20 protein-coding genes are annotated in these 21822 nt (G+C 41.3%); 11 read left to right on the top strand and 9 right to left on the bottom strand.

The features are described from left to right. Positions 1-203: 203 nt before the first annotated feature. Positions 204-971 carry a hypothetical protein gene (locus tag N6A79_RS11665; protein ID WP_268546075.1) on the bottom strand — a complete coding sequence of 256 codons (768 nt, stop codon included), beginning with the start codon at positions 969-971 and terminating at the stop codon, positions 204-206. Between the two features lie 303 nt (positions 972-1274). Between N6A79_RS11665 and N6A79_RS11670 the strand changes: the two genes are divergently transcribed. The 7 genes from N6A79_RS11670 to modC all read left to right on the top strand — a co-directional run bounded on the left by N6A79_RS11670 (position 1275) and on the right by modC (position 7061). Beyond that, positions 1275-1829, top strand: a complete 555-nt coding sequence (locus tag N6A79_RS11670) for an RNA pyrophosphohydrolase (protein WP_182417804.1) — start codon at positions 1275-1277, stop codon at positions 1827-1829. Positions 1830-1981: 152 nt separating this feature from the next. Continuing rightward, the gene (locus tag N6A79_RS11675) at positions 1982-2431 is read left to right on the top strand and encodes a GNAT family N-acetyltransferase (protein ID WP_182419751.1); all 450 of its coding nucleotides are present in this window, start codon (positions 1982-1984) and stop codon (positions 2429-2431) included. Between the two features lie 265 nt (positions 2432-2696). Next, positions 2697-3449, top strand: a complete 753-nt coding sequence (locus N6A79_RS11680) for a TSUP family transporter (protein WP_268546076.1) — start codon at positions 2697-2699, stop codon at positions 3447-3449. A 133-nt stretch (positions 3450-3582) separates the two neighbouring features. Further along, positions 3583-4368, top strand: coding sequence for a TOBE domain-containing protein (locus tag N6A79_RS11685; RefSeq protein ID WP_262078755.1), 786 nt, complete (start codon positions 3583-3585; stop codon positions 4366-4368). Between the two features lie 42 nt (positions 4369-4410). Further along, positions 4411-5151: a molybdate ABC transporter substrate-binding protein gene (gene modA, locus N6A79_RS11690; protein WP_268546077.1), complete on the top strand. Its 741-nt coding sequence runs from the start codon at positions 4411-4413 to the stop codon at positions 5149-5151. Between the two features lie 141 nt (positions 5152-5292). After that, on the top strand, positions 5293-5970 hold the full coding sequence (modB, locus tag N6A79_RS11695) for a molybdate ABC transporter permease subunit (protein WP_268546078.1): 678 nt from the start codon (positions 5293-5295) through the stop codon (positions 5968-5970). Then, complete coding sequence (gene modC / locus N6A79_RS11700) at positions 5967-7061, top strand: molybdenum ABC transporter ATP-binding protein (protein ID WP_268546079.1); 1095 nt, start codon at positions 5967-5969, stop codon at positions 7059-7061. The genes modB and modC overlap by 4 nt, the downstream gene beginning before the upstream one ends. Before the next feature lie 45 nt (positions 7062-7106). Here modC and N6A79_RS11705 read toward each other — a convergent pair whose 3' ends face one another. From N6A79_RS11705 to mtgA, 4 genes are all read right to left on the bottom strand, one after another. Continuing rightward, on the bottom strand, positions 7107-7502 hold the full coding sequence (locus tag N6A79_RS11705) for an RNA-binding S4 domain-containing protein (RefSeq protein ID WP_268546080.1): 396 nt from the start codon (positions 7500-7502) through the stop codon (positions 7107-7109). After that, the gene (locus N6A79_RS11710) at positions 7499-10504 is read right to left on the bottom strand and encodes a helicase-related protein (protein WP_268546081.1); all 3006 of its coding nucleotides are present in this window, start codon (positions 10502-10504) and stop codon (positions 7499-7501) included. The genes N6A79_RS11705 and N6A79_RS11710 overlap by 4 nt, the downstream gene beginning before the upstream one ends. A gap of 330 nt (positions 10505-10834) precedes the next feature. Next, on the bottom strand, positions 10835-11014 hold the full coding sequence (gene rpmF / locus N6A79_RS11715; RefSeq protein ID WP_182417812.1) for a 50S ribosomal protein L32: 180 nt from the start codon (positions 11012-11014) through the stop codon (positions 10835-10837). Positions 11015-11199: 185 nt separating this feature from the next. Beyond that, the gene (gene mtgA / locus N6A79_RS11720; protein WP_268546082.1) at positions 11200-11985 is read right to left on the bottom strand and encodes a monofunctional biosynthetic peptidoglycan transglycosylase; all 786 of its coding nucleotides are present in this window, start codon (positions 11983-11985) and stop codon (positions 11200-11202) included. Positions 11986-12236: 251 nt separating this feature from the next. Between mtgA and N6A79_RS11725 the strand changes: the two genes are divergently transcribed. From N6A79_RS11725 to N6A79_RS11735, 4 genes are all read left to right on the top strand, one after another. After that, the gene (locus tag N6A79_RS11725) at positions 12237-13148 is read left to right on the top strand and encodes a polyprenyl synthetase family protein (RefSeq protein WP_182417814.1); all 912 of its coding nucleotides are present in this window, start codon (positions 12237-12239) and stop codon (positions 13146-13148) included. A 53-nt stretch (positions 13149-13201) separates the two neighbouring features. Continuing rightward, positions 13202-14383 carry an FAD-dependent oxidoreductase gene (locus N6A79_RS11730; protein WP_268546083.1) on the top strand — a complete coding sequence of 394 codons (1182 nt, stop codon included), beginning with the start codon at positions 13202-13204 and terminating at the stop codon, positions 14381-14383. A gap of 36 nt (positions 14384-14419) precedes the next feature. Continuing rightward, complete coding sequence (locus N6A79_RS15915; protein ID WP_442784283.1) at positions 14420-14884, top strand: DUF2569 family protein; 465 nt, start codon at positions 14420-14422, stop codon at positions 14882-14884. 144 nt (positions 14885-15028) lie between these two features. Further along, a complete protein-coding gene (locus N6A79_RS11735; RefSeq protein WP_268546084.1) occupies positions 15029-15514 on the top strand; it encodes a hypothetical protein in 486 nt (161 codons plus the stop codon). A gap of 30 nt (positions 15515-15544) precedes the next feature. On the opposite strand, the gene N6A79_RS11740 is transcribed toward N6A79_RS11735, so the two are convergent. The 4 genes from N6A79_RS11740 to rbbA all read right to left on the bottom strand — a co-directional run bounded on the left by N6A79_RS11740 (position 15545) and on the right by rbbA (position 21668). After that, a complete protein-coding gene (locus tag N6A79_RS11740; protein WP_268546085.1) occupies positions 15545-16483 on the bottom strand; it encodes a phosphotransferase enzyme family protein in 939 nt (312 codons plus the stop codon). 100 nt (positions 16484-16583) lie between these two features. Next, entirely contained in the window at positions 16584-17618 is a 1035-nt protein-coding gene (adhP, locus tag N6A79_RS11745) for an alcohol dehydrogenase AdhP (protein ID WP_268546086.1), read from the bottom strand. A gap of 166 nt (positions 17619-17784) precedes the next feature. Continuing rightward, entirely contained in the window at positions 17785-18897 is a 1113-nt protein-coding gene (locus tag N6A79_RS11750; protein ID WP_262078779.1) for an ABC transporter permease, read from the bottom strand. Between the two features lie 5 nt (positions 18898-18902). After that, positions 18903-21668, bottom strand: coding sequence for a ribosome-associated ATPase/putative transporter RbbA (gene rbbA, locus N6A79_RS11755; RefSeq protein ID WP_268547587.1), 2766 nt, complete (start codon positions 21666-21668; stop codon positions 18903-18905). Positions 21669-21822: the final 154 nt, after the last annotated feature.

The following is a 21822-nucleotide window of genomic DNA, read 5'->3' on the forward strand; positions in this document are numbered from 1 at the left end:
ACTAAAAGCATATATTAGCCAATTATTAATTGCGCTAAATACCCTCATATTTTGCATATTTATAGCTTTTTTATCATTAGTCCAATTTTTTTCCAACACCTTCACACAAAAAACAGCTAGGTTTAAAGCCGCCCAAATAAGCTTATGTTTTATCGCCATAATTCTGAAGTTTACTTAGGCTAAAAATCAAGACACATATTCTATTAGCAAGGAAGAATCGATACAGCGAGACTGAATAAAGAACTTATAAACTCAAGTACAATGCGTGTTATAAAACCATGCCAGCATAAAATATCGATAAGCCAGAATATCGCTACAGATAAATAGGCGTAATACGCAAAACCAACAAAATCATTAAAAATGATTGTATGCATCCAGTCCTGCTGAAAAAGATAAAAATAGCCAACCAATAAAGCAGAGCCAAGCAAAATAATCATCGGCAAAACAAGGTGGATATTTGCTCGTGGTCGCAACCACGTAATAAGACCAAGAGCTAGAAATACCAGTAAATTCGCACTACTAAAAATACGTGTTTCTTTAATTAATCCTGAGGTCACTTCTGCATATTTGACTTCAATAAGATTGGTAAGTTTTTCGTTGATGTTTTGTAAATTAAAACGCTCGGTAATAAGGCTCTTTGTTTTTAGTGCATTAAAAATAGCCCGGCATGTGCAATCTGGATCACGCATGCGGGCAGAAATTTCTTTGACTTTGGTGGGAAGTGTCGTTTTTAATAGCTTATCAATGGCTGCAATGCGGGCTTCATTTAAATTAGTCCTGCGGGCGACATAATTGCCAACTTTACTATCAAAAGCACGCTTCACCGTTTTTTCAACGCGTGATTGCACTTCACCAACAATAAGTACCTTGCCCCAGTTCTCAATTAAAAAAGGCATAGTAAAGGAAGCTAAAAAGACAATGAGAAAAAATAACGAACCAATTATACTCATCAAATAGGATATTTTTCTCATCTATCCCCCTATATATTATTCTAAGTTCAATATAATTCTGAAACCTATTTATACTTTATTATTAAATATTATAACTAAAAAATGGCAAGGTTTGATTTCTTAGCCATAAATTTTATTTTTGCATCTATTAAAGAATTTTTAAAAATTGGATATACCACTTTTAAATAATCGCCACAAATTTATTGTGGGCATAGTGCCGCATTTGAAATTTTTATAATCTTTGTAATTGGCAAGCATCAAAAAGCTATTATAAATTACCAATGAATAGACATTTGCAGCTAAGCTATGATTGGAATTTGCCTGATGAGCAAAAAGGAAAAAAAAGACCTTCCCTTAAATGCTAAGGATCTACCCTACCGCCCTTGTGTTGGCATTGTTGTTTTCAATAGACTTGGCAAGGTTTGGGCAGGCAGACGCTTACCGATTGAAGGTAGCGAATTAAGTGGCGCCCATAATTTTTGGCAATTTCCCCAAGGGGGTATTGATAAGGGTGAAGATCCTTATGACGCAGCTTTGCGCGAATTATGGGAAGAAACAGGCATTAAAAAAGTTAGCCTTTTAAAAGAGGCTGATGATTGGCTTAATTATGATTTACCTGAACATCTCATTGGAATTACTTGGAAGGGTAAATATCGCGGCCAAAAACAAAAATGGTTTGCCTTTGCTTTTGAAGGCACAGATAGCGATGTTGCAATCAACCCACCGCCAGCTGGCAATACGGCAGAATTTGATAGTTGGCAATGGGTTGATCTTGCAGATATGCTTGATCTTGTTGTACCGTTTAAAAAATCTGTCTATGAGGGTGTTGTGCGACAATTTGCACCCATAGAAGAGCAAATAAAACAAGCTAATAAGTGATAAATATTGCAAATATATGTGTTTAATTAGCATTCAATTTTTATTGTAATTTTTGCTAAAAATCAAAATGCGATTAAAAAATAAAAAGGCTATGCGAGTTTAAAGTACTGCATTTAGTCATAAAGGAGACTAAAATGACCGTTCAGACCGATATGGGTTCCAATGTCGACATTTCTCTTTTGCACCTTAAGGACGCGCATGTGCTTGCGCCTTTGCTTGCAAGCTACGCTCAAGCCTTAAAGCGTGGTGCGCCGCGCCGCCCCGATGATTTTTATGCCGAGCAACTTTTGCAGGACCGTTCCGCTGAAGTGGTGGGGGCATGGATAGGCACTGAGCTTATCGGCTTTACTATTTTTTACGATTTACCAGAGCCAGTGTCGGGTCTAAGGGCGGGCCAAGTTGACCATATTCACGTCCACCATGCCCATCAAGGCAAAGGCGTTGCCAAAGCAATGATTGATGTTTTATGTGAAAAGGCTGAAGACCGCAGTTGGGCAAAATTAGTACTCAATGCCCCTCGCCTTCCTGAAGATGGCAAAAAGCTTTATGAGCAAATTGCCTTGCGAGGTGACTGGACAAGCTACGTCATTCGCTTTGATTAGTCGTGCAACTCAATATTTATAAAATATGGAGCGTTTTATAAAAGCGCTCCTTTTTTATCAGTAGATATTTTAAACATATAGACAAAGCATTTGATTTGTCCGTAAAAATCAAATGATCGAAACAAACAATAACATGTAATTGGGATCACTACCTAAAGGCTTTGCTACTTAAAGTTTTGGAATGTCTGCAATATAGATAAAAAGTGATATCCCCTCCCCTTGCCGTTTACGCTGCAAAGACGCATAAAACAAATGGGAGCCGATCATGACCACTATATTAATGTTTTTGAGTTTTATCATTCTAGCCACCTATGTGCAAACGGTTACTGGTTTTGCCTTTGGCCTTGTTTTAATGGGGTTGATTGGTCTTTCACATTTTCTTCCACTTGCCGATACTGCTATTATTGTTAGTATTTTAACGCTAACCAATGCGGCGGTTATTTTATTAAAAGCTTGGCGGATGGTGGATATAAAGCATTTATCCTTAACCTTGGCAGGTGCATTTCCTTTTGTTATCATTGGTGTTTTTTTACTTGATTGGTTAGCATCAACCTCCTTAACTCTTTTGCAGCTTATTCTTGGCCTCGTTATTATTTTATCAAGCTTTCAACTTTTACAAAGACCTAAAACTGGCAGCCAAATTGCACCCAATTATAGCTTTGTTATTTCGGGCGCATTAGGCGGTTTATTAAGCGGCTTGTTTTCAGCAGCGGCACCACCAATTGTCCACCATTTTTACCGCCAGGCGATAGATTACAAAATTATTCGCGATACCCTACTTGCACTTTTTGCCTGCACTGGCATTCTACGCCTTACCACCGTAGTCATCAGTGGATCATGGCATAGCAATATTATCTGGTGGACATTAATCGCCCTGCCCTTCGTTATTGTTACCAGCTATCTAGCACATCGCTTCCCTCCACCTCTGGGGCCAGAGGCAATAAGGCGACTCGTATTTTTACTGTTATTTGCATCGGGTGCTATGCTAGCTGTGCCGGCAGGATTAACTTTTTTATAATGCTATAGCTTAGTGTCAGGACCTTTAAGCTTAATTTTGAATAGTTTTAAACAACAGATGTTAGGCAAATGTGATAAAGAACTTGCTGTTTATTATTTTCGTTATATAGTATTGCATCATAACGAGGATAGACATGCCGATTCAAGCCGATCTTGCTTTTTCAAGTAAAAATATTTCACCCATTGGACAAACACGTATTGCATTATTAGAAGCCGTTGGCCGTGAAGGCTCTATTTCGGCAGCTGCACGCGCGGTAAATTTAAGCTATAAGGCCGCTTGGGATGCTCTTGATACCATGCAAAACTTGGTTGAAAAACCACTACTTGAAAAGACCAGTGGTGGCAAGGGTGGCGGTGGCACCAAATTAACGCCAGCTGGTATTGCTTTGATTGAAACTTTTTATCGCCTACAATCCGGCCTTGCCAAAATGCTTGAGGATTCTGCCAAAGATCTTGATGCCATTGGACTAACATCAAGTAGTCTTATTCAAGGCTTTATGATGCGCACCTCGGCGCGCAATATTTTTGCCGGCGTTCTTGAAACCGTTAACTTGCGCTCAGTCTTTGCAGATATTGGAGTACGCGTTTCACCTGATATCTTTATCACCGCCCAAATAACCCGTAAAAGTGTTGAAACCTTGGGGTTGGTCACTGGTCGCCACGTAGCAGCTTTAGTTAAAGCCCCCTTTGTGATGATTAACCCTGCCAAGGATGACGTTGCTCACCTAAATTCAATGCAAGGCGTCATTCGTGAAATGTTGACCGAGGGTGATGCTGTTGAAATTACCATTAATCTTGGCGCTGATAAGACTATTGTTGCCACAAAAAGCACAGCTGAAGTAAGGGCGCTTAACCTTCAAGATGGTATGAATGTGACAGTCGGGTTTGACCCTTGTCACGTGATTATCGCAACCCATTAAACAAATTCAATTTCTCCTAACTCCTAAAAAGGATTTTTTAACATGCGTTTTAAATTAGCACTCATTGCGGCTCTCCTTCTTGGTTCAACCGCCCTTGCCAATGCTGAAAAAACGTCGGTGGCAGTAGCCGCTAACTTTACCGATCCCGCTACTGAAATTTCGGCTTTGTTTAAAGAAAAAACGGGCCATGAAGCAGAGCTTGCTTTTGGTGCTACCGGCAATTTTTACAATCAAATCACCCAAGGCGCGCCTTTTGACGTTTTTCTTGCAGCTGATGACAATCGCCCAGCGCTTGCTGTCAAAGAAGGCTATGGCGTAGAAAATAGCGTTTTCACCTATGCCATTGGCACCTTAGTATTATGGAGCAGCAAGCCAGACCTTATCAAAGATGCCGATAGCTTAAAAGATGCCTCAATCAACCACATTGCTTTTGCCAATGCTAAAGCTGCCCCTTACGGAAAAGCGGCTATTGAAGCCATGGAAAAGCTCGGCGTTTATGACAGCTTAAAGCCAAAATTGGTGGAAGGACAAAATATTTCGCAAACTTTCCAATTTGCCAAAACGGGCAATGCGGAAGCTGGCTTTGTTGCTCTTTCACAGGTTATTAATGAAAAGGGCGGCTCGCAATGGATTGTGCCACAAGAATATTATAACCCAATCCGCCAAGATGCAGTTTTATTGAAAAATGGTGAAAAAAACGAAGCGGCGAAAGCCTTTATCGAATTTTTAAAAACTCCTGAAGCCCATGAAATCATCAAAAAATATGGCTATCAACTCGACTAGTCACCCAAATTGGTAATCATGGTGCGGGCGTTTCTATATTTTAAAAGGAACGTCCGCTCTTTCATATTCATAATATTAGAAATTAATCTTTTCTAGTAATAAGCAAATAGTTTGCTATGGGCTTAAAACATTGGGTGATGGATGGAGCTTCTCTCCGCACAAACATTAACCGCGATCGGTCTTACCTTACGCCTTGCCATTATAACCACCCTTATATTGCTTATATTGGGCATACCCTTGGCATGGTGGTTAGCGCGCTCGAAAAGCCTTTGGACAGAAGTTATTGCCACCATTGTCTCAGTGCCATTGGTGTTACCGCCAACGGTATTAGGATTTTATCTGTTGGTGGCTCTTGGTCCCAATGGTCCAATTGGATGGTTTGCGCCGCTTTTTGGTTTACGCACATTTGCTTTTAGTTTTACCGGCCTTGTCATTGGTTCAGTCGTCTATTCACTGCCCTTTGTTGTTCAGCCTGTACGCAATGCCTTTGCCGCCATTGGCGATAGGCCAATGGAAGTTGCTGCAACTTTACGCCGCTCGCCGTGGGTCGCATTTTGGAGCGTTGCCCTACCCCTAGCAAGACCCGGCATTTTAACCGGTGCGGTATTAGGTTTTGCCCATACGGTGGGGGAATATGGCGTCGTATCGATGATTGGCGGTAATACTCAACAAACGCGGGTAATTTCCACCACCATCGTACATTTAAATGAAAACCAACAATTTGATGAAGCTTATATTTTGGCTGGCCTTATGGTTGCCTTTGCCTTTTTGGTTATTTTAACCATTATGCTTATTGAAAAGAAAAAAGCAAGCCAATGAATACAGAGCAAAAAACCATAGAAGTTTGCGTTCATGGCAAGCTTGGCACATTTGATCTTGATGTCGCCTTTCAGGCACCGATAACTGGTATCACTGCACTTTTTGGACCATCTGGCTGCGGCAAAACCAGCGTTCTTCGCGCCATTGCTGGGCTTAACCATTTAAACGGCAAAATACGCATTGGTGATGATATATGGCAAGATGATAAGCAATTTGTACCAATTTATAAGCGAAAAATTGGCTATGTCTTTCAAGAAGCCAGTCTTTTTCCTCACTTAAATGTACGCAAAAATCTATGCTACGCCTTTGATAAGTCGCTAACTGGTGCAAAGCAATATTTTGATGAAGTAGTCGATATGCTCAATATTGGGCATTTAATTGACCGCTCACCCAAAAATCTTTCTGGCGGCGAACGTCAACGCGTTGCAATTGGACGCGCACTCCTATCATCGCCGCAAGTATTGTTAATGGATGAGCCACTATCCGCCCTTGACATGGCAACACGCACCGAGATTATGCCGTTTATTGAGCGATTGCGCGACCAATTAAAACTACCAATATTCTATATTACCCATGACATTAATGAAGTGGAGCGCCTTGCTGATACACTTATTTTGATGGAGCAAGGGAAATTATTAGGTGCAGGCAAACTACAAGACCTACAAGCGGATATGAACCTTCCACTTGCCCAGCAACGCAATGCTGCGGTTAATCTCAACGCCCACATTGATCATTGGGACGAAGATAGTGGCATATGTGCGTTTTCGGTGAAGGGCGCACGCTTTTTAGCACCATTAGAAAAAGCACCGCAAAGCCAAGACATGCGCATCCGTATTGCCGCCAATGACGTTAGTCTTAGCCTTGAAAATCCTCAAAAAACCTCAATTCTTAATGTTGTTAATGCGGTTATTTTGTCAAAGACGTCAATTAATAATCATGAAATTTTGGTTTCGCTTAGTCTTGGTGATGATGATCAAGGCGCACATATCCTTTGTCGCCTATCGCGCTATTCTTGGCAAAACTTGAATTTAAAAATTGGGATGAAAATTTTTGCGCAAGTTAAAGGCATTGCCCTACTTGGAATTACATAGTTTTAAATACCAATATTTTTAAAATGTTACGGTAAATAAAACACCTTAATGATCAAACTTGTTTTGCAAATTATCAAGCTGGCGGCGATCGCGCTTGGTTGGGCGCGGCCCTGTTTGCGTTTGCGCTTCCAATGCTTGGCGTGCTAGTTTTTCTTCCGCAGTTTCAACCGGCGTTAAATCTTGATATAATTTTTGCGCTTCTACAGCCGGACCTCGACGCTCGCCAAGGGCAACAATTTTTATAGTTCTAATTCTTTGATTATAGCTAATCGTCAAGACATCATCAGCTTTCACTAAATATGATGCCTTGTCGATTTTTTGTTTGTTTACTCGGATTTTACCGCTATTAGCAAGCTCCGCTGCCAGACTACGCGATTTTAATAAACGGCTGAAAAACAGCCATTTATCAATTCTCAATCTATCTGGCAGCTGCTCACTCATTTTTTCAACTGGTCACGCAATGCTGCTAATTTTGCAAAAGGTGAATCTGGATCCATGGCTTTTGCAGGCTCATTATTGCGGGCTTTGTTGAAATCTTTTGGCTTATTATTAGCGCGGCGTTCATTATTGTTGCGACGATCATGATTACGACCGTCTTTATTAAACTCACGCTTTTCGCCAGATCTATCTTGATTTGACTTATCTTGGCGATTTTTATCATAACGTGGCTTATCGGAACGAGCCTGTTGCTCACCACTTGTTTCAACCGTAGCTGCGTGTGGTTTGCGGTCAAATTTCTTTTTACCATCATTGCGGTTATTGTTATCGCGCGGCTTGTGCGGACGATTTTCCTGACGGCCCTGATAGCGCCAAAGCAACATCATCTTGACATTTTCAACCGGCTTTTCCGCTTCAGTATCTGCAACTTCTGCAGTAGTTTCAGCAACAATTGGTTGGCTTTCAAGATTTGCCCACATTGGACCAACTGGTTCCGCGTCTAATGCTGGCGCAACGGCTGCTGCCTCTGCACCTTCATTAAGCTTAGCTTCAACTTCTGCAACACTAATGGAGTGAGAACGATAGCCAAGATTTTTAAGTACATCTTCCATATCAGCATGGCTTGCACCCAAAATCGACATCATAGCAGGTGTTACAATGAACTGGCGGCCATCAAATGCGCCTTCTGGTCTTGGACCAGTACCCTCACGCCAAGCTAAAGCAGGACGAATAAGATCAGCCAAACGCTCAAGGATATCAACGCGCACCGCACGCTTACCAAGAATACGATATCCAGCAAGGCGATAAAATTCTGGGTTAAATTCGCCATTTACTTCAATAGATGTACGACCAGCAGCCATGGTTTGGATAATATCGCCATAACCGGGTTGGTCTTTTGCATCATTTTGCAAAGCCCAAAGCAATGTAATTGCTTGTGCTGGCGCTGGCTTTAAAAGTGCTGGAATAAAAATGTGATAGGCACCAAAACGCACACCAAGACGGCGAAGTGCAGCACGCGAATCTTGATCCAAGCTTTTTACATCATTAGCAATGTCGCGCCGAGGCAATACGCCAAGCTGCTCAACCAACTGGAAAGCAATACCGCGAGTGATACCAATTAAGGCATCAGCATTGATAAGATCGAAAAGTGGCTTTAATGCTGTTTCAAAATGGAAAGCAACAAAGCGACCAACGCGGTCATTGACCTTGTCACGCTGTGCACCCTGCAATTGCTCATCAGCCAGCAAGATAATGCGTGGCTTTAAAAACTCATCACCACTCACCAGAGTTGCAATAGGTTGACCAACCCAACGGACGATGCCGTCCGATGCCAGCGCTAAATCACCATTAGCACATGCACTAAGCCTTTCAGCCCGTGCATCATATTCAGGTGCTAATGCTTTTTGCGCTGCCGCTCTCACCGCTTTGGCATCACTGCCTTCGGCAGCTTTGTCCATGGTGAAACGGAAGCCTTCCAAATGTCCAACATGGTGACCTTCTACTAGAACATCACCGGTTTGCGAAATTTCGGCATCTATCATTGTATTCTCTCTCAGCCGTTTCATCAGAACGCTTGTTCTGCGGTCTACAAATCGTTTCGTCAACCTCTCATGCAGCGCATCAGACAATTTATCTTCAATTTCCCGCGTTTTTTCTTGCCAATGTTGCGGATCTGCCAACCAATTAGGTCGATGAGAGACATAAGTCCAGGTCCGAATCTGCGCAATGCGGTGTGATAAAGTATCAATATCGCCATCTGTACGATTAGCAAGTGCTACCTGAGATGCAACATAATTTTCATCAACTACACCAAATTCTACCACATCACGGAACAATGTGGCAATAATGTCGGCATGTTGGGCGGGGGCAATCTTACGATAGTCGGGAAGCGCGCAGATATCCCATAGCAATTTGACTTCATCGCTACCCTTTATACGTCGAGCAATCGAATCGTCTTTAGCCAAATAGCTAAGCGCACGAGCATCAACAGCTGGCATTGCCTTAACCAGACCGTCAATTGGGGATGGAGTATCAAGGGAGCGAATTAAGTTTCCAATTGAGCTAAAATCCATATTGGCAGTACGCCATTGCATGACTTTAACAGGATCGAAATAGCTACCTTCAATTTTTTCAACGAGTTCTGCTTCAAGCGGAGCAACACGTCCAGTAACGCCAAAAGTGCCATCACGTAAATGGCGGCCTGCGCGCCCTGCAATTTGTGCAAGTTCGCTTGGATTTAAATCACGATATTGAAAACCGTCAAATTTTCGAGTTTGAGCAAAAGCCACATGATCGACATCAAGATTAAGCCCCATGCCAATGGCATCAGTTGCGACCAAATAATCTACATCGCCAGATTGATACAGCTCTACCTGTGCATTGCGCGTGCGCGGCGACAAAGCGCCCATAACAACCGCAGCACCACCTCTTTGCCGGCGAATAAATTCTGCAATAGCATAGACCTCATCAGCGGTAAAAGCCACAACGGCAGAACGTCTTGGCAGCCGTGCAATTTTTTTCGAGCCACTATAGGTTAGTTGCGACAGCCTTGGCCGCGATGCAACGCTAAGCCCGCGCAACAGCTTTTCCAAAACACCACGCATGGTTAAGGCGCCAAGAAGCAAAGTTTCTTGCCGTCCACGTAAGTGCAAAATCCTATCGGTAAAAATATGGCCACGCTCTAAATCATTGGCAAGCTGCACTTCATCAATGGCAACAAAGGCGGCATTGGTCTCGCGCGGCATTGCTTCCACCGTGCATACAGAATAGCGAGCTTTAGGTGGCTGAATTTTTTCTTCACCAGTTACCAGTGAAACTTTGTCTGCACCAATTTTTTCGCAAATTCGTGTATAAACTTCACGCGCCAACAAACGTAACGGCAAGCCAATAATGCCGCTATCATGCGCCAACATCCGCTCTATCGCAAGATGCGTCTTTCCTGTATTGGTTGGCCCCAACACTGCCATGACATTACGGCCAGAAAAAACAAGGGGGGTGTTCCCCATTGGCAACTCCAATTTTTGAAAAGGCCGTTAAGTCAATCACTCGCGGCCTTATCGCGCTTTTTAAAACCTATATTTGTATTTTATCAACACAAGGGTCTTTCAGCACTATTCTAATTATAATTATTAGACATTTTAATGTTTCATTTATGTTAAAACATTTAAAATTCAATATCTTTTAAATCAAACGCTTAACTAAACCATGAAACAATAAAAAAACCGACTTATCGTCGGTTTTTATATATTCTATCAGTCAACTCAAAATCAACCTACTTACTTAGCTTAAATCTAAACTGTAAATAGAATCAATTCTAATTGAAACCCAATACAGAATTAAGCCTTAGGTGTAAGAACTTGACGACCGCGATACATACCAGTCTTAAGATCGATATGATGTGGACGACGCAATTCACCTGAAGTCTTATCTTCAATATAAGTAGGTGTCTTAAGGGCATCAGCTGAACGGCGCATACCGCGCTTTGAAGGTGATGTTTTTCTTTTAGGTACTGCCATGGATCTATGCTCCGAATTCGTTCAAACACATTGAAGCGTGGCCATGAAAGCCTGAATCGCCCAATATAATTCACAAAGTTTGGGACGCTATACACTGATTAAAGCAATTTGACTAGCCAAAAGGTGTATTTTTTTAAAAAACTCCCAATAAAACATGCATTTTTTTACAAAATAGCGATTATATTTTAATTTACACAAGCAATATAAGCACCAGAATTGCGCGCACGTGATTCAAAAACCCGTGCCAGTTGGCTCATACCAGGACCTGGCTTTGCAGGATTGCGTATATAAGGATTGGGTAATGCTGCCGCCAGCAAAGCACCTTGCCTTGGAGTTAGATTGTTAGACGAGCGATTAAAATAATGGCGTGATGCAGCCTCTGCGCCATAAATTCCGGGCCCCCATTCGGCAATATTTAAATAAATTTCCATAGTGCGCTGTTTTGACAAAAAAATATTAGCGCCAAGGGCAATGGGAATCTCAATCGCTTTGCGCACATAGGAACGATCTTGCCAAAGAAAAAGGTTTTTTACCATTTGCATAGTAATGGTGGAAGCACCACGATTTGGCCCACCATCATTATCCAAAACATCGCCCAAAGCATCCCAATCAACGCCATTATGGCTGCAAAATTTGCCATCTTCAGCCATCATTACCGCATTTACCAAATTAGGGGAAATAGCTCTGATAGAAACCCATTGGCGATCATAGCCACGCAATAGAACAACATCTCGTAGCATCAAAGTAGAGATTGGCTTGATAAAGGGCAAATTATAAAAGAGAAGCAAGACAAAAGGCAAGAGCAGCAAAAGAATCAGACCAAGGGCAATCTTTTTAACAAGAGTTTTTTTGGTTTCCCCCTCGTTCCTTATCTCATCCTTATCAAGCAACAATGAACAATTCCTTTTATTTGCGATGATCTTGGTAATAATGCTTGATTTATAGGGTTTATCTGGCGGCTGCAATACCATGGATCGCCTTGGCTTATCACGCAGGATGTTTATTCAAACAAATTATACTCATTTTTTTGACAATCACTCATTCGCTTATGTTCTTTTACCTAAATGACGACCCACTGCAAAGATATTTTTTAATCTTAACAGCTATCAGACGGAAATCGGTATTTGCAATTTTGGCTACAAACTTATGTATAGTATTTTTTAAAAATTCCAGTATTAATAAATTGCCCTTTATACCACCTGTTCAAATGTAATGTGAGACAATGGATAGTAAAAACAATTTTGAAGCTCTCTTGCTCGGTCATGCAAAGCGTGTTGAAACTCTAATAGGCCAGCTTTTAGCACCCTATCCACAAATGGGCGAGATTAACCGTCCACAAAAATTGCTAGATGCAATGCGTCATGGTGTTTTGAATGGCGGCAAACGTTTGCGCCCGTTCTTGGTTCTTGAAACGGCTTCATTATTTAATGTTAAAACCGATGCGCCATTACGTGTTGCAGCAAGTCTTGAGGCAATTCATAGCTACTCGCTTATCCATGATGATTTACCCTCTATGGATAATGACGATCTAAGACGTGGCAAACCAACCGTTCATAAAGCCTTTGATGAAGCAACAGCGATTCTTGCAGGTGATGCTTTATTAACCCTTGCATTTGATATTATTGCAGCTGAAGAAACCGAATTAAAGGCAGAAGCACGCTTGTCGCTCATTCGACATTTATCAAGAGCTGCGGGCCTTGGCGGTATGGTTGGCGGCCAAATTCTTGATATTGAAGCGGAAACCAAAAAGCCCAATGAAGCTGGTATTATCATGCTGCAAGCCATGAAAACGGGAGCGCTTATCCGCTATGCCTGTGAAGCTGGAGCAATTATTGGTAATGCAACCAGCGATGATCGTGCCAGACTTGCCGAATTTGGCTCGGCAATCGGCCTTGCTTTCCAGCTTGCTGATGACTTGCTTGATGTAACAGCCGACACCAAGACGCTTGGCAAAACTGCTGGCAAAGATAGCCATGTTGGTAAAGGCACATTGGTGGCACTGCATGGCATTGACTGGGCAAAGCAACAGCTTGACGGCCTAATTAGCCAAGCTGAAGAACTGCTTTCACCTTTTGGTAACAAAGCTGATAATTTACGTAATTGCGCTTATTTTATTGCTCATCGGGATCATTAAGCAAGGTCAAAAAGCTATAAAACGTGGTGCAATACCTTTCTCGCGGGGAGAAAATGATGGATATCGCAATTGCTGGCATGGGTATGGGGGGGCTTTGTCTTGCATCTTTTTTACGCCAAGAAGGACACCGCGTCACCCTATTTGATCAGATGCAAAAGGCAGGGCCAGTTGGCTCTGGCTTTGTGCTACAACCAACGGGCCTTATTGTTCTTGATAAATTAGGGCTGCGCCAACGGGCGGAAGCACGCGGGCAACGCATAGACCGCATGCTTGGTAAGCTAAGCAAGGATGATAAGGTTGTTTTAGACGTTGGCTATATCAAGGATGATTATGGTGTTGCGATTATTCGCTGGTCGCTTTTTGATCTTCTTTATGAGCATGCGGTTGAACTTGGTGCGCAAGTTGAAGTCCAACATCGGATAATTGGCGTTGATAACGGCCCCAAGCCACAATTTATTTTTGAAAATGGTACGAAAAGTGCGAATTTTGACCTGCTCATTGATGCTATGGGGGCACGTTCACCGCTGCGCGCCACAAAGGGCAAAGAGCTTGATTATGGTGCCGTTTGGGTGAACTTGCCCTGGCACGACAATATAGGTTTTGATCCAACTACCTTAGAGCAGCGCTATCACAAAGCCTCAACGATGATTGGCGTCTTGCCGCTTGGCAAGGGGCATTTAAAAGCGCAAGCGATGACGACTTTTTTCTGGTCGCTACGTCATCAAGACCATGCAAAGTGGCAAGCAGACGGTATTGATGCATGGGTTGAAAAAATAGCTCACTTTTGGCCACAAACCATGCCCTTAATTGAAAATATGGCTGATTACCGCGACCAGATTGTTTATGCCAATTATCGTCACCATACCCATATATCGCCAGCAGAAGGTAACCTTGTTCGCCTTGGTGATGCGTGGCATGCCACCAGCCCCCAACTTGGCCAAGGGGCGAATATGGCATTTTTAGATGCACTTGCTTTTATTGAGGCAGCAAAGCGCCATAGGGAACGCGCGGACATCATTGCCGATTATGCTAAAAGACGGCGTATCCATATTTTATTTTATCAATTTTTAAGTTGTTGTTTAACGCCATTTTATCAATCGGATAATGCTATTTTACCGTTTTTGCGAGATTATCTCATTGCGCCAACACTGCGCCGCCGCGGCCTTGTTCATGCTATGGTCGCTTCAATGGTCACGGGACAATTCTTTAATCCAATCAAAATGGCAATGAAATAAAAATTTAATGAAGTTTAATTATTGTGAGACAAAATGATGGTTAATCGCTCAAATGCCCTTAAAAAAATTTGGCAAAGCTGGGAAAAATTTCCAATAGGTGGTTTTTTAATATTTGTCGCAATTTATATTATATATCTGGTTGTCATTAAATTTTTATTTTTTATTAATATTTTTACTTTCATAGAAAATGATTTTAATTGGCAAAATCTTTTAAAAAAATTACATCCATACTCAAATTTATTTGAAATAATATTGATGATATTTTTGATAAATGGAATGATAAAAGCTAAGCGATATTTTCCATATCTTTTTTGTATACTTGCACTTTTTAATATTTGCACAATTATCAGCTGGATCATTTTTTATCTCTACACTATTTACAATTCAAATACGCAATATATGATTGGCTCTATTAGCTTTTACTCTCGAATTATTATCCCATCCATTCTTATAATCTATATGTTCAAGTCAAAACGCGTAAAAAATATTTTTATTCATTAAAGTGAACCTAATTTTTTTGACGACGTCACCTACTCTATTCTTATTTGGGAGATTGCCGTCAATGCCAAAGTCGGTTCAGTTTTTTTGGAAATGCAATAATATCAAAATTATTGTATAATTTGCCTATTAGGGGAGCAAATTAATTTGGAAAACACAACTTCGCCCATAATGGAAACGAAAACAGAGAACTGCGACAATCAACAACCTAACCGAGCAGTTTATCTGATTAGACTTTATTTTATTTATAGGATTATAAGCTTTTTATTATTTGCTGGAATAGCATTATTATTGTTATCACTCAGTGATTTTTCAAATGCGATATTTTCGTTTTTTTTATCCATATTATTTTCTATAATATTAGGCATGGGCGGCATTTTTTTAACTGCTATGTTTTTAATAAGTTTTTACAGTTATTTAAGAAGGCTTTATTGTTTTCCTATAATTTTTACTTGTATGCTACTTTATGAAGTTCTCTCTTGTTTTAAGGTTGTTGGTTTTATATCCAACCAATCTCAGGATGAGTTTACCTTAACTATAAAAGCCGCAATTTGCGTGCATGTCTTAATTGATATCGCTCTTGGCCTATATATTTTCTATTCAAAAAATGCCAAAGAGAGCTTTATTAATTGATTTTATGGCTTTTTTAAATAGATTTAACTTTTAGAAAAAGTGTTTTATTTTACCTTTCACCGTCCCAGATATTAGATTTTCCATACGTTTAGCATAATCATTTTCATTATGCTGCCCAAGCGTCAACAATAAAAACTTCAAGCACATGAGGAGCATAGCATGATAAAAAATAGGCGCTGTAATATGCTCTTTCAACAAAAAATCTCGTAACGGCATTATAAATGCTTGCAAGCAATCGAAATCAATCTGCTGCTTATTATTATAAGAAAATTCCATCGCTCCGGTCACAATATCAAAAAATGGCGACCCCAAATAACTATCACCAAAATCAATAATGCCGCAAAGATGATGGTCTTTGATAATGACATTGCCATAATAAAAATCACCATGAACCAAGCCTTTGGTTAAGCACTGTAAATTTTGGTCAAAACGTCTTTCGCGCAAAATGTCATTAATTTTGTCAATTAAAGACCGATCAAGACATGACTGCACTTTTTCATATTGCGCTTCATAGCGTTGATGAACATACGTAACTTCATCACGCGCAGTAGTATCACGGGTATAGCTAGTCGCGCATTTTAGAAAATTACCAAGCAATTTTCCCGCTTGTGCAGCAATAAATGGGTTGAGTTCATTTTGTTTAACGCTGCGCCCTTCAATGCAGATATAGCAAATTGCCAGAACATTCTTAAACTTGTAAATAACACTGCCACTTTCCCATTGAAGAAGTCTGGGAACAGGCAGACCTTTTGCACTGCAAAACTCTAAAGCATCAACCTCCTGCAATAGGCAGGGAAAATCATCTAAATTATAAAGACGCAAGCATAGCAGCTTTTCTTTAGTCTTGATAAAAAAGCAAGTGCTTGAATAGCCTTCATTTACTGGTTCGATTATATAAGGCGAATTAATTGGCAGCTGCGCAACGATGTCAGCCAATTGATGAGTATTAAAATTTTCTAGCTTGGCCAAAACAAAATATCCTTTTTGTTTTAAACACAAATAAGCCCCAACCATTGATAGTCAGGGCTTAAATATCATTTATAAACTATCTATAATTATCGCAATAATATCAGCTTGCCATATCAAGCACAACGCGGCCTGATATTTTACCCTTAATCATATCGTCAAAAATATTATTAATATTGGCAAGCTTATCAATCTTATTATGCGAATGCACCTTGCCACGAGCAGCGTAATCGAGTGATTCTTGCAAATCCAAGCGTGTACCAACGATGGAGCCACGCAGCGTAATACCATTAAGCACCATATTAAATACCGATACTGGAAACTCGCCGGCAGGCAAGCCGTTCATTGATAGCGTACCACCACGGCGCACCATGCCAAGCGCTGAGGCGAAAGCACCTTCTGATGGTGCAGTAACAAGCATGCCGTTAACACCGCCACTGGTGAGCTTTTTCAGCTCTCCTTGTGGGTCATTGCTACTCTTGGTGTTAATGACAATATCCGCACCAAGTTCCTTAGCAAGGCGTAATTTATCATCATCAATATCAATAGCGGCAACATTCATACCCATGGCTTTAGCATATTGCACAGCCAGGTGACCAAGACCACCAATACCGGAAATACCCATCCATTCACCCGGCTTTGCGTCAGTTACTTTTAAGCCTTTATAAACCGTAACACCAGCACATAGAATTGGGGCAATATCAGTAAAGGCTACATTATCGGGCAAATGGCCAACATAATTAGGATCTGCCACCACATAATCAGCAAAGCCACCATTAATCGAATAGCCAGTATTTAATTGCTCTTCACAAAGGGTTTCCCAGCCACCAAGACAATGAACACAATGGCCGCAAGCGGTATAAAGCCAGGGAATACCGACACGGTCGCCTTCCTTAACATGCTTAACACCGCGTCCAACTGCAGAAACAAAGCCAACACCTTCATGACCAGGAATAAACGGTGGATTGGGCTTAACTGGCCAATCACCATGGGCAGCATGAAGGTCGGTATGGCAAACACCACAAGCTTCAATTTTAACTTGGATCATGCCCTCTTTAGGCTCTGGTATCGGCACTTCATCAATGGTTAGGGGTTTACCAAATTCACGCACAACTGCGGCTTGCATTGTATGAGCCATATTAGCCTCCCTGACTATATGCATTTCAACAAGCCCGATTAGCAATAAGAGGCCGTTTAGATGCCTTGCTTTAAATGAGAAATTCTCATCAATATTATGGCATATATTGAAATGTTCACCAAGCGGATAATAGCCAATATATGACATAATTGATTGAAATCAAACCCTATTTTAGATAGGCTCTAAAGCGGCGCAATGAAAACATGAACAGAACAATACCGATGATAAACAAGGCCAAGAAGTTACCCCAAACAACAGAAAAACCTGCACCGCGATAAAGAATGGATTGGCCAAGCATAATGAAATGGGTATTGGGTGCGGCAAGCATTATATCTTGAATGAATTGTGGCATGCTTTCACGCGGTGTCATACCGCCAGATAAAATTTGTAGCGGCAACAAAACCAGCATCAATAAGAGACCGAATTGCGGCATAGAATTTGCCATTGTTGCAAGCGCAATGCCCATGCAAGTTGTGGCAAAAAGATGCAAAATCGCCCCACATAAAAACAGTGGTATCGAGCCTTGAATTGGTACTTGTAACAGACCTTGCACGATAAAAATAAGCGAAAAGGCCGAACAGACAAAAACAATCAAACCCATTGACCAGATTTTGGAAACCATGATTTCGGTTGCAGTTACTGGCATCACCAAAAGATGCTCGATCGTGCCATGTTCGCGTTCGCGGATAAGCGCCGTGCCGGTCAAAATAATAGAAAGCATAGTGATATTGTTGATAACATTGATGAGTGAGCCAAACCATGACTTATTAAGTTCAGGGTTAAAACGCGCGCGCAAAGCAAGATCAACTTGTGATGAAGTATTGGTGCGATAACCGCTTTGAAATTCGCTCACCTCTGAATTAATGATTTGCTGGATATAGCCAGCACCCGTCAGTGCTTGGCTCATGCGGGTAGCATCAACATTAAGCTGAATTTGTGGAGAACGCCCTGCTTTTAAATCACGTTGGAAATTAGGCGGTATATCAAGAGCAAAAGTATCAAGCCCTTGGTCAAGACGCGCATCCATTTCATGAATATCAATCAAGGATGGCCTTGTAAAATAAGGCGGCAAAAACGCCGTTGTTATACGCGATGAAAGCGGCGAATTATCTTCATCAACAATCGATATTGGGGTTAGATTCAAGGTTTCAGGCGCGGCTTTTGATGCAACATAAATTGAACCAGTGAAAGCGTAAACAATCAGGATCAACAGCATTGGATCGCGTAAAATTCCGCGTATTTCTTTAATGCCAAGAGTGAAGATGTGTTTTAAATCCATAATCGTCACCGTGCCTGTTTTTTAGTTAAAAGTGTTGCAATGCCAATTAATATTGGAAAAGCTAAGGCGAGTGGCAAAAACGTTGAAGCAAGTTCTGTAAAGTTTAATCCTTTGGAAAAAGTACCACGCGATATAATAATGAAATAGGTGGTTGGATAAATTTTACCAATAAAAGCTCCCATGCCCTCAAGCGATGATACTGGATCCGTTAAACCTGAAAATTGCACGGCCGGCAAAATAGTCAAAATTGACGTACCAAAAATTGCCGCAATCTGGCTATTCATAAAGGTCGATATTAAAAGCCCAAAGGCAGTGGCAAAACTTACATAAAATAGCGATGCCAACATAAATGCCGGTAAGCTACCCGTAAAATCGACACGGAAGACCAACACTGCCAATAGCCATAGTAAAACAGCATTGAGCATACCAAGCATGATATAAGGCAATTGCTTGCCTAGCAAAAACTCAAATGAGGTAACGGGCGTTACATAAAGATTAATAATCGAGCCCATTTCCTTTTCACGCACCACACTTAAAGCCGCCAACATTGCTGGAATAATCAGCAATAATATTGGAATAACCGCCGGAACCATGGCTGGCAGGCTTTCAAGTGAAGCATTATAACGGAAACGTACTTGAATTTGGAAATCACCATTCGCAACTTCTTTGCCATATTGAACACGCGCTTGGTTTTGCAACCATAACATATGCATACCTTGCACATAACCGCGAACGGTTTCAGCCCTCGCTGGCATGGCACCATCAATCCACGCGCCCACCTCTACCGGCCGACCATGTTTAATATTTTCGGCAAAATTTGGTGGTATTTCAATTGCCAAGCTAATTTCACCTGATCGCATACGCTTATCAAGATCATCATAATCTTTAATGTCATCATGCTGGATAAAATAGCGCGATCCCGAAATTTGTTGGATATAATCGCGGCTTGTCTCAGTTTGGTTGCGGTCAAGAACGGCAAAACTTAAATTTTCAACATCCATATTAATGCCATAACCAATAACTAGCATCAAAATGACACTGCCAACCAAAGCAAGTGTTGCTCGGATCGGATCGCGTTTTAACTCCAGCATTTCACGATTAGCATAGCTTAACAACCGCATAATATCAAAAAAGGCATGGGCGTTTTTATCTTTGCTTTTTGCAGCAGCCAAATTTGGATTGTCGCTTGTCTTAGTTGCTTCGTCCTCTATCACAGATGAAGGAACGTCCTGTTTTTCACCAATTGCTTCTTCTAAATAGCTGATAAAGGCTTCTTCAAGATTTTGCGCATGCTTATTCGTGATAATTTTTTCAGGGGTATCAGAAATTAAGACGCGCCCCGCATGCATTAAAGATATGCGATCGCACCGCGCTGCTTCATTCATAAAATGGGTGGTAATAAAAATCGTTACATTTTCGTTGCGTGATAATTGTCCTAATGTTTCCCACAAGTCATCACGGGCAATTGGATCAAGACCGGATGTGGGTTCATCAAGAATAAGAATTTCTGGCTTATGCAGTAGCGCAACTGCCAAAGACATACGCTGGCGCACGCCAAGGGGCAAAGCATCAGGCATGGATGACAAAACGTCGGTCAAATCAAAACGTTTCACCATTTCATCTATACGGGCGGCTCTACTATCTTTTGGTAATTCAAAAATCTCGGCATGAAGTTCTAAATTTTCTTGCACAGTTAATTCTGAATAAAGCGAAAAAGCTTGACTCATATAGCCAACATGCTGGCGGGTAGTCATATCATTAGCATCGATTTGCTTGCCAAATAATTTTGCAGTACCTGACGTTACTGGTAAAAGACCAGTTAGCATTTTCATGGTTGTACTTTTACCGCAACCATTAGAGCCTAAAAATCCAAAAATTTCACCTTTGTGAATACTAAAACTAACATGATCTACCGCGGTAAAATCACCAAATTTTTTGGTAAGATCAATTGCTTCAATCGCAACTTCATTATTTTGCTCATTTGCAACACGCGGCGGAATAACCACTTTGGTATAATTGGTTTTTTCCTCCTCGGGCATCAAAGCTATAAAGGCATCATCAAGATTATCTTTACCGGTTTTTGACAATAATTCCTGCGGAGTGCCAGTTGCAAGAATTTTGCCACCATCCATAGCAATTAGCCAATCAAAGCGGGCAGCCTCTTCCATATAGGCGGTGGCAACCACCACGCTCATATCCTTGGCATCTTTACGAATATCGTCAATAAGGTTCCAGAATTGTCGGCGCGACAAAGGATCAACACCGGTTGTTGGTTCATCAAGTACCAGTAATTTAGGATCATGGATCAGCGAACAAACAAGCCCTAATTTTTGCTTCATACCGCCGGATAATTTACCAGCGGGACGATCTTCAAAACCATTTAGACCAGTGCGATAAAGAAGGTTCTTAATCCGCGCGGCACGTTCCTTTTTTTCCTGCCCAAAAAGCTTGGCAAAAAAATTAGCGTTTTCCTCAACCGATAATGTGGGATAAAGATTTTTACCAAGGCCCTGAGGCATATAAGCGATATCTGGACAAACACGCTCGCGATGACGCTTTTCACGCATATCGCCCTCTAACACTTCCACATCACCATCTTGAATAGCGCGCGCGCCGGTAATCAAGGATAAAAGGCTCGATTTACCAACGCCATCAGGACCGATAAAGCCAATCATTTTACCAGCTGGCAACTCTAAGGTAATATTATCAAGGGCAAGGGTCTTGCCATAGCGCAAAGTTACATCTTTTAACGAGACAACATTCTTGCCCATGTTGGAAACAGAATTTGCCTCAACATTGGCCGCTATATTTTGCTTAGGATTACCATCATTGGCCATTACGATCAAAACTCCATCGCCATTTTCGGGGAAAGTAGCTCTTCATCAAAGTGCTACTTTATTGAGCCTTTACAGGGTATGAAATTCG

Source organism: Bartonella sp. HY761 (assembly GCF_026743145.1).
GTDB lineage: Bacteria > Pseudomonadota > Alphaproteobacteria > Rhizobiales > Rhizobiaceae > HY038.

Coding starts and splice junctions, on each gene's coding strand:
- N6A79_RS11665 (WP_268546075.1), bottom strand. CDS start 971: ATGAGAAAAATATCCTATTTGATGAGTATAATTGGTTCGTTATTTTTT.
- N6A79_RS11670 (WP_182417804.1), top strand. CDS start 1,275: ATGAGCAAAAAGGAAAAAAAAGACCTTCCCTTAAATGCTAAGGATCTA.
- N6A79_RS11675 (WP_182419751.1), top strand. CDS start 1,982: ATGGGTTCCAATGTCGACATTTCTCTTTTGCACCTTAAGGACGCGCAT.
- N6A79_RS11680 (WP_268546076.1), top strand. CDS start 2,697: ATGACCACTATATTAATGTTTTTGAGTTTTATCATTCTAGCCACCTAT.
- N6A79_RS11685 (WP_262078755.1), top strand. CDS start 3,583: ATGCCGATTCAAGCCGATCTTGCTTTTTCAAGTAAAAATATTTCACCC.
- modA (WP_268546077.1), top strand. CDS start 4,411: ATGCGTTTTAAATTAGCACTCATTGCGGCTCTCCTTCTTGGTTCAACC.
- modB (WP_268546078.1), top strand. CDS start 5,293: ATGGAGCTTCTCTCCGCACAAACATTAACCGCGATCGGTCTTACCTTA.
- modC (WP_268546079.1), top strand. CDS start 5,967: ATGAATACAGAGCAAAAAACCATAGAAGTTTGCGTTCATGGCAAGCTT.
- N6A79_RS11705 (WP_268546080.1), bottom strand. CDS start 7,502: ATGAGTGAGCAGCTGCCAGATAGATTGAGAATTGATAAATGGCTGTTT.
- N6A79_RS11710 (WP_268546081.1), bottom strand. CDS start 10,504: ATGGGGAACACCCCCCTTGTTTTTTCTGGCCGTAATGTCATGGCAGTG.
- rpmF (WP_182417812.1), bottom strand. CDS start 11,014: ATGGCAGTACCTAAAAGAAAAACATCACCTTCAAAGCGCGGTATGCGC.
- mtgA (WP_268546082.1), bottom strand. CDS start 11,985: ATGGTATTGCAGCCGCCAGATAAACCCTATAAATCAAGCATTATTACC.
- N6A79_RS11725 (WP_182417814.1), top strand. CDS start 12,237: ATGGATAGTAAAAACAATTTTGAAGCTCTCTTGCTCGGTCATGCAAAG.
- N6A79_RS11730 (WP_268546083.1), top strand. CDS start 13,202: ATGATGGATATCGCAATTGCTGGCATGGGTATGGGGGGGCTTTGTCTT.
- N6A79_RS15915 (WP_442784283.1), top strand. CDS start 14,420: ATGGTTAATCGCTCAAATGCCCTTAAAAAAATTTGGCAAAGCTGGGAA.
- adhP (WP_268546086.1), bottom strand. CDS start 17,618: ATGGCTCATACAATGCAAGCCGCAGTTGTGCGTGAATTTGGTAAACCC.
- N6A79_RS11750 (WP_262078779.1), bottom strand. CDS start 18,897: ATGGATTTAAAACACATCTTCACTCTTGGCATTAAAGAAATACGCGGA.
- rbbA (WP_268547587.1), bottom strand. CDS start 21,668: ATGGGCAAGAATGTTGTCTCGTTAAAAGATGTAACTTTGCGCTATGGC.